This is a genomic window from Reyranella sp., assembly GCF_017305915.1.
Lineage (GTDB): Bacteria > Pseudomonadota > Alphaproteobacteria > Reyranellales > Reyranellaceae > Reyranella.
Window position 1 is genome coordinate 112,454 of the sequence record NZ_JAFKJN010000011.1, and the last position, 13,191, is coordinate 125,644.

General features: G+C 67.5%; 10 protein-coding genes. 1 reads left to right on the forward strand and 9 read right to left on the reverse strand.

From position 1 onward, the window contains the following. Nucleotides 1-138: 138 nt before the first annotated feature. Together J0J01_RS09605 and J0J01_RS09610 are read right to left on the reverse strand one after the other, a co-directional pair. Nucleotides 139-3,246, reverse strand: coding sequence for an efflux RND transporter permease subunit (locus J0J01_RS09605; RefSeq protein WP_296380055.1), 3,108 nt, complete (start codon nucleotides 3,244-3,246; stop codon nucleotides 139-141). After that, nucleotides 3,247-4,386, reverse strand: a complete 1,140-nt coding sequence (locus J0J01_RS09610) for an efflux RND transporter periplasmic adaptor subunit (RefSeq protein WP_296380056.1) — start codon at nucleotides 4,384-4,386, stop codon at nucleotides 3,247-3,249. Between the two features lie 185 nt (nucleotides 4,387-4,571). Between J0J01_RS09610 and J0J01_RS09615 the strand changes: the two genes are divergently transcribed. Next, a complete protein-coding gene (locus tag J0J01_RS09615) occupies nucleotides 4,572-5,165 on the forward strand; it encodes a TetR/AcrR family transcriptional regulator (RefSeq protein ID WP_296380057.1) in 594 nt (197 codons plus the stop codon). A 9-nt stretch (nucleotides 5,166-5,174) separates the two neighbouring features. Here the strand turns inward: J0J01_RS09615 and J0J01_RS09620 are convergent, their stop codons facing one another. From J0J01_RS09620 to J0J01_RS09650, 7 genes are all read right to left on the reverse strand, one after another. Beyond that, nucleotides 5,175-6,557, reverse strand: coding sequence for a L,D-transpeptidase family protein (locus J0J01_RS09620; protein WP_296380058.1), 1,383 nt, complete (start codon nucleotides 6,555-6,557; stop codon nucleotides 5,175-5,177). A gap of 631 nt (nucleotides 6,558-7,188) precedes the next feature. Further along, entirely contained in the window at nucleotides 7,189-8,160 is a 972-nt protein-coding gene (locus tag J0J01_RS09625; RefSeq protein WP_296380059.1) for a cation diffusion facilitator family transporter, read from the reverse strand. 43 nt (nucleotides 8,161-8,203) lie between these two features. Beyond that, nucleotides 8,204-8,986, reverse strand: a complete 783-nt coding sequence (locus J0J01_RS09630; RefSeq protein ID WP_296380060.1) for a 3-hydroxybutyrate dehydrogenase — start codon at nucleotides 8,984-8,986, stop codon at nucleotides 8,204-8,206. Between the two features lie 12 nt (nucleotides 8,987-8,998). Then, nucleotides 8,999-10,171: a patatin-like phospholipase family protein gene (locus tag J0J01_RS09635; RefSeq protein ID WP_296380061.1), complete on the reverse strand. Its 1,173-nt coding sequence runs from the start codon at nucleotides 10,169-10,171 to the stop codon at nucleotides 8,999-9,001. A gap of 88 nt (nucleotides 10,172-10,259) precedes the next feature. Further along, nucleotides 10,260-11,105: a phytanoyl-CoA dioxygenase family protein gene (locus J0J01_RS09640; protein WP_296380062.1), complete on the reverse strand. Its 846-nt coding sequence runs from the start codon at nucleotides 11,103-11,105 to the stop codon at nucleotides 10,260-10,262. Continuing rightward, nucleotides 11,102-11,410 (reverse strand): putative quinol monooxygenase, encoded by a 309-nt coding sequence (locus J0J01_RS09645; protein ID WP_296380063.1) that lies wholly within the window; start codon nucleotides 11,408-11,410, stop codon nucleotides 11,102-11,104. Before J0J01_RS09645 ends, J0J01_RS09640 begins: the two co-directional genes overlap by 4 nt. A 94-nt stretch (nucleotides 11,411-11,504) precedes the next feature. Further along, nucleotides 11,505-13,190 carry an amidohydrolase family protein gene (locus tag J0J01_RS09650; protein WP_296380064.1) on the reverse strand — a complete coding sequence of 562 codons (1,686 nt, stop codon included), beginning with the start codon at nucleotides 13,188-13,190 and terminating at the stop codon, nucleotides 11,505-11,507. Nucleotide 13,191: the final 1 nt, after the last annotated feature.

Here is a 13,191-nt window from a genome sequence, read left to right on the forward strand (position 1 = left end):
GTCGGGGGATGGGTGTCCGGGATTCTGGGACTTTCGGCCGAAAATGCTGTTGTCGCAAAGGGTTGGCAGTCCAGACCGGGTGGACGGTTTGGGACTCCCCTCGGTCGCGGCCTTAGCCTGTGCGGGCCTGGCTTGGCGTCACTCCGCGGCCAAAGCCAGCGGTGGTGGGACATGTTGTGCCGACTGCGCCGCCGCTTCGGTCGATGGCTTCCGGACCCGGAACCAAGCAGCGTAGAGCGCCGGCAGGAAGAGCAGGGTGAGGGCGGTGGCGATCAGCAGTCCGCCCATCAGCGCCACCGCCATCGGGCCCCAGAAGACGCTGCGCGACAGCGGGATCATGGCGAAGATCGCGGTGCCGGCGGTGAGCAGGATCGGGCGGGCGCGGCGCACCGTGGCGTCGACCACGGCGTCCCACGCGGCATGGCCGGCGGCGATGTCCTGGTCGATCTGGTCGACCAGGATCACCGAGTTGCGCATGATCATCCCGGCCAGCGCGATCGTGCCGAGCAGCGACACGAAGCCGAACGGCTGGTTGAACAGCAGCAGGAACAGCGCCACGCCGATCATGCCGAGCGGCGCCGTGAGCAGCACCAGCGCGAGCTTGGAGAAGCTCCTGAGCTGCAGCATCAGGAACAGCAGGGTGAGGAAGCCGAGGACCGGCATCATCTTGAAGATCGAGCCCTGGCTCTTGGCGCTCTCCTCCTTGTCGCCGCCGACCTCGATGCGGTAACCCGCCGGCAGCGATGCGCGCACCGATGCGAGCGCCGTGTCGAGCCGCGTCGCGACGTCGGGACCCTGCACGCCGTCGCGCACACCGGCGCGCACGGTCATCAGCAGCTCCTTGTTGCGCCGCCACAGGATCGGCTCCTCGAGCTCGTAGTGCAGGGTCGCGAGCTGGGCCAGCGAGACGATGCCGCCGGTGGCGGTGCGCATGTGGATCGACTCGAGGCCCTCGACGCTGAGGCGCTCGGGCGCGACGGCGCGGGCGACGACGTCGATCGTCTCGGTGCCTTCGCGGTACTGAGTCACCACCACGCCGGACAGGATGGTCTGCAGCGCGTTGCTCAAGAGCTGGGAGTCGACGCCGAGCGCGCGCGCCTTGGCTTGGTCGACATCGAGGCGGACCGACTTGGCGAGCTCGTTCCAGTCGAAGTTGACGTCGCGGGTGTCGGGATCGGCCTTGAAGACCTGGCGGACCTGCTCGGCGACGGCGCGGACCTGCTGCGGGTCCTCGCCCAAGACGCGGAACATCACGGGGTAGGCGACCGGCGGGCCGTTCTGCAGCCGCTGGACGCGGCCGCGCACCGCCTCGAAGCCGTTCCGGAACAGCGCGTCGAGCTCGGCGACGACGCGCTCGCGCGCCTCGATGCCCTTGGTCATGACGATGACCTGGCCGAAGTTGGCGTTGGTCAGCTCCGGCACCGTCGGCAGGTAGAAGCGCGGCGAGCCCGCGCCGATGTACGAGGTGTAGAAGGCGACGTCCTGGTTCCTGGCCAGCCAGCGCTCGAGCTTCTGCACCTCGAGGTCGGTCGCGCCGTAGGAGGCGCCCTGCGCCAGCCGCAGGTCGACGATCAGCTCGGGCCGGTTGGCGGTCGGGAAGAACTGCTTCTGCACGAACTGGAAGGAGGCCATGGCGGCGACGAACGCGGCCACGGTGACGGCGATCGTGGTCCAGCGCCAGGCGATGCACCAGGTCACCAGCCGGCGGAACAGCGTGTAGAGGCGGCTGTTGTAGGGATCGTGATGGCCGGGCTTGGGGTTGGGCAGCAGGCGGTAGCCGATCCAGGGCGTGAACAGCACCGCCACGAACCAGGAGATCACCAGCGACAGCCCGACCACCCAGAAGATCGAGTTGGTGTACTCGCCGGCGCTCGACTTGGCGAAGCCGACCGGCACGAAGCCGGCCGCGGTGATCAAGGTGCCGGTGAGCATCGGGAAGGCGGTCGAGGTGTAGGCGAAGGTCGCCGCCTCCATGCGGCTAAACCCCTGCTCCAGCTTCACCATCATCATCTCGACGGCGATGATGGCGTCGTCGACCAGCAGGCCGAGCGCGATGATCAGCGCGCCGAGCGAGATGCGCTGGAAGTCGATGCCCAGCAGCATCATGCCGACGAAGGTGATGGCCAGCACCAGCGGCACGCTGAGCGCCACGATGATGCCGGTGCGAAAGCCCAGGCTGATGAACGATACGACCAGCACGATGCCGAGCGCCTCGGCCAGCGACTGGGTGAACTCGTGCACCGATTCGTCGACCACCTCGGGCTGGTTGGCGACGCGATGGACGGTGACGCCGACCGGCAGGTCGCGCTGGATCTCCTCCATCGCCCTCTCGAGCTTCTTGCCGAGCTCCTGGACGTTGCCGCCGGCTTGCATGACGACGCCGAGGCCGATCACCGGCTTGCCGTTGAAGCGCATCGAGAGCCGCCGCGGATCGGTGTAGCCGCGCTTGATGTCGGCGACGTCGCCCAGCGTGAGCGTGCGGCCGGCGGCGCTGAAGGGCAGCGCCATCAGCTGCTCGGCCGAGGTCGGCGCGCCGTCGACGCGGATCGCCAGGCGCTCGCCCTTGGTCTCGATCGTGCCCGCGGCGGCGATCGCGTTCTGCTTGCGCACCACGTCGAGGATCTGGTCGACCGGCACGCCGAGCATGGCGAGCCGGGCGTGGCTGAACTCGATGTAGATCTTCTCGTCCTGCACGCCGAACAGGTCGGCCTTGGTGACGTCGGGCACGCGCAGCAGGCGCAGCCGCGCCTCCTTGACCATCGCCTTGACCTCGGCGTCGGAGAAGCCGTCGGCCTCGAACGCCCAGATCAGGCTGTAGGTGTCGCCGTACTCGTCGTTGAAGTTCGGCCCGACCACGCCCTGCGGCAGGCTCCCGCGGATGTCGCCGATCTTCTTGCGCACCTGGTACCACAGGTCGGGCACCTTGGCCGGCGGGACGTCGTCGCGCAGCGACACGTAGATCACCGTCTCGCCCGGCTTGGTGTAGCTCTGGACGTTGTAGAAGTAGGGCAGCTCCTGCAGCTTGGTCTCGAGCTTGTCGGTGACCTGCTGCTCCATCTCGCGCGAGGTGGCGCCCGGCCACTGCGCCGACACGACCATCTGCTTGATGGTGAAGGGCGGGTCCTCGCCGCGGCCGAGGCTGAGATAGGCGAAGACGCCGGCCAACGTCAGCCCCAGCATGAAGAACAGCGTCAGCGTGCTGTTCTTCAGCGCCAGCTCGGAAAGATTGGGCCCCCGCGCGCTCATCTAGCGCTCTCCGGCCAGGAGCGGCTTCACCTTCTGTCCCGGCTCGAGCTTGTGGACGCCCGCGGTCGCGACGATCTCGCCGTCCTCGACGCCCGAGGTGAGCAGCGCCGTCTCGTCGCGCCAGCGCGAGATCGTCACGGACCGCAGCGCCACGGCGCCGGTCTGCTTGTCGACCACCCAGACGGCGGGCTCCTTGCCCTTCTGGAAGATCGCGGTCAGCGGCACCTCGGCGAGCTTCTCCGGATCGGGCTTGGCGAGCGTCAGCGACGCGGTCATGCCGATGCCGATGAAGTCCGGCGCATCGACCACGGTGAAGCGCGCCGGATAGGTGCGGGTCATCGGATCGGCGCTGGGCGACAGCTCGCGCAGCCTTGCCTTGTAGCGACGGCCGGTATCGGACCACAGCTCGAAGGTAATGCGGCTCGCCTCGCGGACGTTCTTCAGCCGGTTCTCCGGAACGCCGACCAGGATCTCGAGCTCCTCGCTGCGCGCCAGCTTCACCATGCCCTGGCCCTGCGGCAGCACCTGGCCGACCTCGGCGATGACTGCGGTGATGACGCCTGCGGCATCGGCATGCAGCTCGGTGTAGGCGAGATTGTTCTCGGCGGTGGCGAGCTGGCTCTTCGCCTGCTCGACCTTGGCCTGCGAGGTCGACGACACCGACTGCCGCGTGTCGAGCGTCTGGGTCATGAAGGCCGCGCTGCCGCGCAGCGCCTGGTAGCGGTCGAGGTCGGCCTTGGCGCGGGCATAGTCGGCCTCGGCCGAAGCGAGCGCCGCGCGCGCATTGTCGACCGCCAGCCGGTAGTCGGTGGGATCGATGCGGGCCAGGAGCTGGCCGGCCTGCACGACGGCGCCGACATCGACCTCGCGGCTGGTCACCTTGCCGGCGACGCGGAAGCCCAGCGTGGTCTCGATGCGCGGCACCACTGTGCCGGCCAGCATCAGGCTGCCCATGTGCGTGCGGTACTGGACTTCTGCGACGCGGGCCGGCCGCACGACCTCCTCGCGCACCGGCGCGCCGGCCGGGCCCTTCCAGGAGAAGGCGCCGAGCGCCACCAGGGCCACGGCGCCGACGGCGGCGGTGGCCAGGACGGCCTTGCGGGAGAGGGATCGGGCGAAGCCATCAACAGAGAGCCGCATGGTGGCCATCCTTGTGTAGCGGGGTAGAATTAACCGGCCGCTTGAAGCTGAACGCTGATAACTTAACATTGATAACTTACCGGTGTTAAGCTATCTGTCAAGGGATGGAACGCGCTTTGTCCACGATTTCCGCCGGCACCCGTAAGCGCCGCGGCGAGGGGCATACCCGCCGCGAGGAGATCCTCATGGCCGCGCAGGAGCTGTTCCTGCGCGACGGCTACGAGGCGACGACGATCCGCCGGATCGCCGACCTGGTCGGCGTGTCGGCGCCGGCGCTCTATCTCTATTTCAAGGACAAGGACGCCATCATGCTGGCGCTCTGCGACCAGACCTTCCGCTCGCTCAACGAGGTCATGGACGGGATGGAGAAGGAGGACGTGGCGCCGATCGCCCGCCTGCGCCGCTGCGGCACCGCCTACATCCGCTTCGCGCTCGAGCATCCGCGGCAGTACTGGCTGACCTTCATGTCCGGCAACACGCCGGACAAGATCAAGAAGCGCGGCCACAAGCCCGACACCGCCGGCCTCGATCCCGAGGAGCCGGGCGCGCAGGGCGCGATCGCCTTCTCGCGACTGATGGGCATCTTCCGCGAGATCGAGAACAGCGGCTACGCGCTCAACTACCCGGTCGACACCGCCGCCGAGCTGGTGTGGATGTGCCTGCACGGCCTGGTCGCGGCGATCATCAACAATCCGGAATTCCCGTGGACGCGGCGCGATGCGCTGATCGAGGGCATGCTCGAGGTGGCGGTGCGCGGCGTCGTGAAGATGCCGGGCTGACGATCGAGGTCAGCGTTCCGCCATCATTCGCGACTTCGGATTCAGCTGCTGCCAGACCTCGTCGTCGCGCCCGTAGACATCGGCGCGAAATTGCAGCTTGCCGTCGACATCCGCGAACGCGGTCTCGTAGACCACGAATACCGGCACCGGCTTGGGCAGACTGCGCCGGTTGGTGCTGCCGGTCGCCGTCGCTCGATCGATTGCAGCGGCCGGCTGCTGCATCAGCAGGGCGGCCAGCGTCTGTGAGTTTTCCACCCTGATGCATCCATGACTGACGCGGCGGTCGTCGCGGCCGAACAGATCCTTCGACGGGGTATCGTGCAGGTAGACGTCGAAGCGGTTCTTCATGTCGAACAGCAATTGCCCGAGCCCCGAGCTGACTCCCGCCGACTGCTGCAGGGTGCCATTGGGCAGCAGAACCATGTTGTGCCGTGCCAGATAATCCGGGTCCTGGCTGGCCTTCGGCAGGATCTCGTCCCTGGCAATGTCCTCCGGGACGACCCAGGGCGGGTTGAACCAGATGGCATCGATCGAGGCCTGGAACTCCGGGCTCTGATTGCGTCTCTCGGCTTGGCCGACAACCACCCGCGTCGAGAAGGCCGGCCGATCGTCGCGGTACATCACCAGCCGCTGGTCGGCAGCGTTGACCCAGACGCGGTCCGCCGGCAGCCGCCGCGGCAGCCAGCGTTCGCGCTCGAGGTTCACGCGAACTTCGCGCAGGCCGGTCGTCGCGGTCCTGCCGCCGACCGGGATGCCCGCGCGAAAATCGTACAAGGCCTGCCGCAGCGCACGGTAGGTCGACGTCTTCGGTGCCAGCGCTTCGATCACCGCCGCGGGATCGGGGCTTCCGATAGCGGCGTCCAGCACGGCCGCGACATCGACCGGCTCGGGCGCCAGAACCTGGTCATCTCTTCGGCGCTCAGCCGGCATGACTCCGCGCGCCAGCGCGTCGGCATAGGAGAGGAAGGCGTTCGACAGCAACAGTTCCCGGTCAAGCGTCGGCAACTTTGACGACGACCGCAGCAAATCGGCATGGAACAGCTCGGGGGCGAGGCCATGATCGTCGGCGCGCGACACGGCATTGATCAGTGAATCCGCTTGCGACTGCCGGGTCGTCCAGACGGGCGCAAAGCCATGGCGCGCGTAGAAGCGCCGCAGCAATTCGACGTTCAGCCGTTCACCCGCGACGACCGGCCTGGGCGCGCTCTCGATCAGGTCGCCGAGCTCGGTTTTGGCATGCGCTGCCATCGGGGCGGGCGGTGCCGACACGAGCGCTGTCGGCGGCCCCTGGTCCGCTGCGGGAACCGTCGGATCGGTAGGTGCACATGCCGCTGCGGCGAGCGCAATCGCGCCGCCTGCAATCGGTCCGATGCGCGCCAGGAGGCCCCTCATCGAGAAGCTGCAGGATTGGAACAAGGGACCCTCACCGACAGCGCGATCCCGCCAGGTCTTGCGCGGCCATTGGGTGAACAATGGCGATACGCGTGCGCGGTTCCGGATCGAGTTGCACGGAACGAGCTTGCTTCACGCGGCAGCAAAAGCAAGATATTCATTGTTCGGCCCTCCGGCATGCGCCGCCGGGGGCCCATCCCGCAGAGGTTGCGGCGACCAAAGCACGATATTTGGCGCCATGGGGCGGGAACCGGAATGCCCCTTCGACGTTTACCCTCGATCATCCTCCGATTGTTGTGTTGTACTGGCGTCCCTCAACCGTGGAGAAAATGATGTCTGAAAAAGTGGCTCACTTCAGGCAGTTGCGCACTATCGCGCTGCTTGCAGTCGTGATCCCGGCGGCACTGCTTGCGGGATGTTCCTCGCCGCAGCCGGCTCCGCCGCCGCCGCAACCGGCTGCCGCGCCGCCGCCTCCGCCGCCGCCTCCGCCTGTCCGCGGCTAACCGGTTCGGCAACGGTCGAGGATCCGATCCTCGACCATCGATCCAATGACCTGATTGCCATCGACAGGGGCGCAGGCGAGCCTCGAGGGGCGCGGAAGATCATGGCCGCGCTTCAAGGGCACGCCGCCCTAGACGACCTCCGACGGCGCCAGTGTGCAAGGATGCGCGGGATCGCCGGCTTCGATCTGCAAGGTCGCGTGCTGGATGCCGAAGCGCGTCGAGAGATCGCGACAGGCCTGCGACAGCAGGCTGTCGTCGAGCGGCGCCCCGGGACGAACCAGATGGGCGGTGAGGGCGACCTCGGTCGTGCTCATCGGCCAGATGTGCAGGTCGTGCACCTCTGAGACGCCGGGCAGCCCGGTCAGGTATCGCTCGATGGCGGTGCGGTCGATGCTGGCCGGCACGGCGTCGAGCGACAGGCTGACCGACTCCTTCAGCAGCGACCAGGTGCCGACCACGATCACGACGGCGACGATTATCGACACGGCCGGGTCGACCCACAGCCAGCCGGTGAACAGCACCAGCAAACCGCTCAACACGACACCCAACGACACCACCGCGTCGGCCACCATGTGCAGAAAGGCGCCGCGGATGTTGATGTCGTTCTTGCGGCCGGCCACGAAGCCCAGGGCCGTGACGCCGTTGATCACGATGCCGACCAGGGCCACCCAGATCACCGTCATCTCGGCGACCGGGGCCGGCGACTGCAGGCGGTTGATCGCCTCGTAGATGATGGCGCCGCTCGCCACCAGCAGCAGCATGGCGTTGGCGAGCGACGCCAGGATCGGCGTGCGCTTCATGCCGTAGGTGAAGCGCGCGCTCGGCTTGCGCTTGGCCAGCGAAGCGGCGACCCAAGCCAGCAGCAGGCCTAGCACGTCGCCGAGATTGTGGCCGGCATCGGCCAGCAGGGCGAGCGAGTTGGCGAGGAAACCGTAGACGGCCTCGACGATCACGAAGCCGACATTCAGCGTGATGCCGATCAGGAAGGCGCGGTCGAAGTTCGCCGGGGCATGGCTGTGCGAATGCCCGCCCGGGCCGTGTCTATGTCCGGAGTGGTCATGCCCGGAATGATCGTGATCGTGGTGTTGATGGGCGGCCATGCGCCATTTTACCGACCGCACGGCCGTACACTATTGCCTGTGTCTACTGCATGAACCAGCCGTGGCTGACCACGATCGACTGGCCGGTCAAAGCGTTGGTCTTGGCGCCGGCGAAGAACAGCACGCAGTCGGCGACGTCGTCGGTGGTGGTGAACTCGCCGTCCACGGTGTCATTCAGCATGATGGTCTTGATCACCTGTTCCTCGCTGATGTGCAGCTCGCGCGCCTGCTCTGGGATCTGCTTGTCGACCAGCGGCGTGCGCACGAAGCCCGGGCAGACGACGTTGGCGCGGACATGGAACTCCGCGCCTTCCTTGGCCACCACCTTGCACAGCCCGACCAGCCCGTGCTTGGCGGTCACGTAGGGCGCCTTCAGCCGCGAGGCTTCCTTGGAGTGCACCGAGCCCATGTAGACGATAGCGCCGGACTTGGCGGCGTACATGTGCTTGAGGCAGGCCTTGGTCGTCAGGAAGGCGCCGTCGAGATGGATCGACAGCAGCTTCTTCCAGTCGGCGTAAGGGAAGTCGACCAGCGGATGGACGATCTGGATACCGGCGTTGCTGACCAGCAGGTCGATGCGGCCGTACTTGTTCATGACCTCGTCGACACCCCCGGTCACGGCGTCCTCGTCGATCACGTTCATGGCGACCGCGAAGGCGTCGCCGCCCTTGCCCTTGATCTCCTCGGCCGTTGCCCTGGCGGCATCGAGGTTGAGATCGGCGATCACCGGCGTGCCGCCGTCGGCGGCATAGCGCAGCGCGATCTCCTTGCCGATGCCGCTGGCGGCGCCGGTGATGATGCCGACCTGCTTGTCGAAGCGAGCCATGGACGTCCTTTCTTATTCACCGGGTTGGCGCTTGAGATCGAAGGTGAACACGCCGTCGGGGCTCTGGGGCCGCTCGAGCACCTCGGGGTAGGCGAGCGTGCGCGTCATGTCGCGGTAGCCGGCCGCCCAATGCTCTTCCATCGTGCGGCGGGAGAACTCGTAGTCCTTCGAGGCGCCCTCGTAGACCCGCGTGCGATAGATCATCTGGATGATGTTGTAGACCTTCTCGTCCGCCTCGCCGGCAAGCAGCTGGCCTTCGGGCGTGTTACGTAGCTCTTCGGGCATCTGGGCCAGCAGCTTGGCGGTGGCGCGCCGCAGCTTCTGCATGCGACGGAACTGGTCGGTGCCCAGGCGCGTGCGGCTGGAGTAGCGAATGTCCTTGAGCCGCGTGTCGACCTCGACCATGTCGCGCGGCAGCTCGCCGCGCGCGCTCCACAGGTCGATCTGGAAGGCGAGCGTGTCCTGGCGCGGCGAGGCATCGAGCACCCATTGCAGCGGCGTGTTGGAGACGACGCCGCCGTCCCAGTAGAACTCGCCGTCGATCTCGGTCGCCGGGAAGCCTGGCGGCAGCGAGCCGCTGGCCATGATGTGCTCGGGGCCGATCGGGCACCGGAGGGTGTCGAAAGTGACGCCGTTGCCGCTCTTGACGTGGGTGGCGCCGACGCTGAGCCGCATCTCGCCCGAGTTGACCCGGTCGAAATCGACCAGCTGCCCGAGCAGCGTCTTGAGCGGCGAGACGTCGTAGAAGCCCAGGTCGCCGATGCTGCTGGTCGGCAGGAAGATCGGCGGCGGGATACGCGGCTTGAAGAAGCCCGGCGCGCCCCACAGCAGCGCGCCCATGGCGCGGCTCTGGTTGACGAGCTGGTGGACTTGGTCGTTCTTGATCTCGCGCGGCACGAGATAGTGCACGCCGAACGGCCCTTCGGTGACGGTCTCCCAGAAGGTGCGCAGGCGCTCGACCCGCCGCTGCGGCGCGTTGCCGGCGATCAGGGCGGCGTTGATGGCGCCGATCGAGATGCCGGCAACCCAATGCGGATGGAGATCGGCCTCGGCCAGCGCCTGGTAGACGCCGCCCTGGTAGGAGCCCAGCGCGCCGCCGCCCTGCAGCAGCAATGCGATACGCTCGAAATCGGGGCGAATCTGCGAGCCTTGCGGCTCGGAGCCCATTGCGGTCTTGGGGGCCATGGCACGTTCTCCAGCCTCGGCATCTAGCGCATCGGAGATGTCGCGATCATGACGCCGCAGGCAAAGACCCTGCCAGTGGACTAAAGTCTTATGACGGGCGCGGCCACACGCGCGGGAACAAGTCGCACGTCATGCGCGCGCCGGCCGCAAGATCCGGCTTGTGCGGGAACTGGAAGGTCCCGGGCCGAGGATCGTAGCGCGCATCGTCGCCGGTGTAGCGCAGCGACAGCCCGCGCCGGCGGGCGCCCGGCGTGTCGTTGCCCCCTGTTTCGTTGCCAGGCGCGCCGTGCACGATCATGGCGTGGAAGACCAGGCAATCGCCCGGCGCCATGGTCCACCAGCGGATGTCATACCGGCTGCGATCGGCGTCAATGTCGGGGATCTGCTGCAGGTCGCTCGATGTGAACTTGATCTCGTGGCCCTTGCGAAAGGGTGTCGGCCGGTAGTTGACGCCCCATTTGTGCGAGCCGGCGATGAATTCGACGGCACCGTTGCTGCGGTCGATCGGATCGAGCGCGATCCACACCGACGTGATCTGCCAGCCCTTCACCGGCCAGTAGGGCTGGTCCTGGTGCCACGGCGTCGGATGGGCCGTGCCCGGCTCCTTCACGAAGAGCTGGTCGTAGAAGAAGTCGGCGCCCGACGAGCCCATCAGCCTGGCGGCTACTGCGGGAGCGGGGGAGGCGAGCGCGGCGGCGCGGAAGTCGGGATCGGACTTCCACATGAACATGTCGCCGAAGAACTTTCCGGCCGTGCTGCCCTCGGCGAAGTTGGTCGCGCTGGGGCCGGGTGAGGCGAGGTCGCGCTCGATCGCGGCGCGCATCCGCTCGATCCAATGCGAATCGAACAGCCCGCGCAGACAGACGACGCCGTCGCGGTCGTAGGCGGCGACGTCGTCGTCGCTGATGCCGATCAGATCGCTTACGGCGATCAAGTCGGCGAGAGCACGTGGATGACGCGGCTCGCGATGTTCTCGCGCGTCTTGGCCGCGTAAGCGGCCATGTGCGGCGCGGCGGAGTGCGCCTTGAGCGCGTCAGTGCTCTCCCACTTCTCGACCACGACGAAGGTGTCGAGGCCGAACTTGGTCTGGAACGAGCCCATGCCGTCGGTGTCGACCGTGGCGCCGTACTCGATGCAGCCCTTCTCGGCGCGCACCGCCGGCACGTTGGCGCGGAAATGGCCGAGGATCTCGTCCCGCTTGCCGGGCTTGGCGGTGATGATGGCGATGACGTGGATCATGATGTCCTCCCGTTGAAAGCTTTTGCGTTGCCTTCCCCCTCCGGCCTTCGGCCACCTCCCCCGTCTGACGGGGGAGGCCGGGAGGGGGAGGGCCTCAGGCCGCCTTGCCGTTCCTAAGCACGCGGCCGGGCAGGCGGTCGTTGGCAGCGACGGTGTCCTTGCCGTCGCGCCGGATGATACGGCCGTTGACGATCACGGCGGCGATGCCGTGCGCCTCGGAGACGAGGCGGTCGGCGCCGGCCGGCAGGTCGTGGACGCGCTTCAGCGGGCCGGGGCCGACGGTCCTGGGATCGAACACCACGACGTCGGCGGGACGGCCCTCGGCGAGCACGCCGCGGTCGGTGATGTCGAAGGTCTCGGCCGGCCGCTGGGTGAGGTTGTGCACGGCCTGCTCGATGGTGAAGGTCCCGCGCTCGCGCACCCAATGGGCAAGCAGGTGGGTGGAGTAGCAGGCGTCGCAGAGCTGGCTGGCATGCGCGCCCGCGTCCGACAGCGCGATGATGGTGTTGGGATCGGTGATCAGCTCGGCGACTTCCTTCTCGTCGAAGTTCATCACGGCCATGCGGAAGCGGGTCTGCAGGTCGTCGGCCAGCGCGATGTCGAGCGCGAGGTCGACCGGGTCCTTGCCGAGCTTCGCGGCGGCGGCCGTCAACGGCTGCTCCTCGAGCTCGCGATGCGACGGCGACCAAGCGACGATGACGCGGTCCCACCAGTTGCGGAACAGGGGCGTGACCTCGCTGCGCAGCTTCTCGCGCCAGGCCGGATCGGCATAGGCGCGGCGGCGGGTGCCGGCCGCTTTGGCGTCGGCTTGGGAGAGCTCGATCATGAATTTCATGACGTCGAAGATGAACGGCTCGGCGAAGGTGAACTCGAAGTTGAGCGGCCGGCAGCTCACCTGCGGGATCACCAGCGCGCCCGACTTGCGCTGCTCGGCCGCAAGATCGAGCTGCCTGCGATGGCCGCCCGGGCCGTAGAGGTAGGAGAGCAGGGCAGTCCAGGTGACCGGAACGCCGTACTTGCGGCTGACCTCGGCCATGTGGCGGGTCGAGAAATCGCGGCCGATGGTGATCTGCATCAGGCCGCGCTTCAGTTCGCCCATGACGGAGACCAGCGCGTCCATCTCCTCGACGGTGGCCTGGCGGCTGGGCACCGGCTTGCCGCCATAGCCGTTGTGGCTGACCGACACCGAGGTGCCGAAGCCGATCGCGCCGGCATCCATCGCCTCGCGCACCAGCGTCTTCATCTTCACGATCTCGTCCGGCGTGGCGGCGCGCTCGGTCGATTCCTCGCCCATGACATAGAGGCGCAGCGGCGTGTGGCCGAACAGCGCGGCAATGTTGATCGCCGAGCCGCGCTTCTCGAGTGTGTCGAGGTACTGCGGGAAGGTCTCGAATGGCCAGGCCGTGCCGAGACCTGCTTCGAGCGCCTCGAGGCTCATGCCTTCGACCTTCTCGAGGGTCTGCATGATCATCTTGCGATGCGCGGCGCGGGTCGGCGCAACGCCGAAGCCGCAATTGCCGATCACCGTCGTGGTGACGCCGTGCCAGGGCGAGATCGACAGCAGGCGATCCCACAGGATCTGCGCGTCGTAATGGGTGTGCACGTCGACGAAGCCCGGCGATACGACCTTGCCGGCCGCGTCGATCGTGGTCGTGGCCGGCCCGTCGGCCTTACCGAGGGCCACGACCTTGCCGTCCTTGATCCCCACGTCGCCCGTGTAGCCCGGCTTGCCGGTGCCATCGACGATCGTGCCGCCCGTGATCTTCAGATCGAAGGCCATA

What these genes read in the sequence shown, in the direction of transcription:
- J0J01_RS09605 (WP_296380055.1), bottom strand. Translation starts at nt 3,246, where the DNA reads ATGAGCGCGCGGGGGCCCAATCTTTCCGAGCTGGCGCTGAAGAACAGC.
- J0J01_RS09610 (WP_296380056.1), bottom strand. Translation starts at nt 4,386, where the DNA reads ATGCGGCTCTCTGTTGATGGCTTCGCCCGATCCCTCTCCCGCAAGGCC.
- J0J01_RS09615 (WP_296380057.1), top strand. Translation starts at nt 4,572, where the DNA reads ATGGCCGCGCAGGAGCTGTTCCTGCGCGACGGCTACGAGGCGACGACG.
- J0J01_RS09620 (WP_296380058.1), bottom strand. Translation starts at nt 6,557, where the DNA reads ATGAGGGGCCTCCTGGCGCGCATCGGACCGATTGCAGGCGGCGCGATT.
- J0J01_RS09625 (WP_296380059.1), bottom strand. Translation starts at nt 8,160, where the DNA reads ATGGCCGCCCATCAACACCACGATCACGATCATTCCGGGCATGACCAC.
- J0J01_RS09630 (WP_296380060.1), bottom strand. Translation starts at nt 8,986, where the DNA reads ATGGCTCGCTTCGACAAGCAGGTCGGCATCATCACCGGCGCCGCCAGC.
- J0J01_RS09635 (WP_296380061.1), bottom strand. Translation starts at nt 10,171, where the DNA reads ATGGCCCCCAAGACCGCAATGGGCTCCGAGCCGCAAGGCTCGCAGATT.
- J0J01_RS09645 (WP_296380063.1), bottom strand. Translation starts at nt 11,410, where the DNA reads ATGATCCACGTCATCGCCATCATCACCGCCAAGCCCGGCAAGCGGGAC.
- J0J01_RS09650 (WP_296380064.1), bottom strand. Translation starts at nt 13,190, where the DNA reads ATGGCCTTCGATCTGAAGATCACGGGCGGCACGATCGTCGATGGCACC.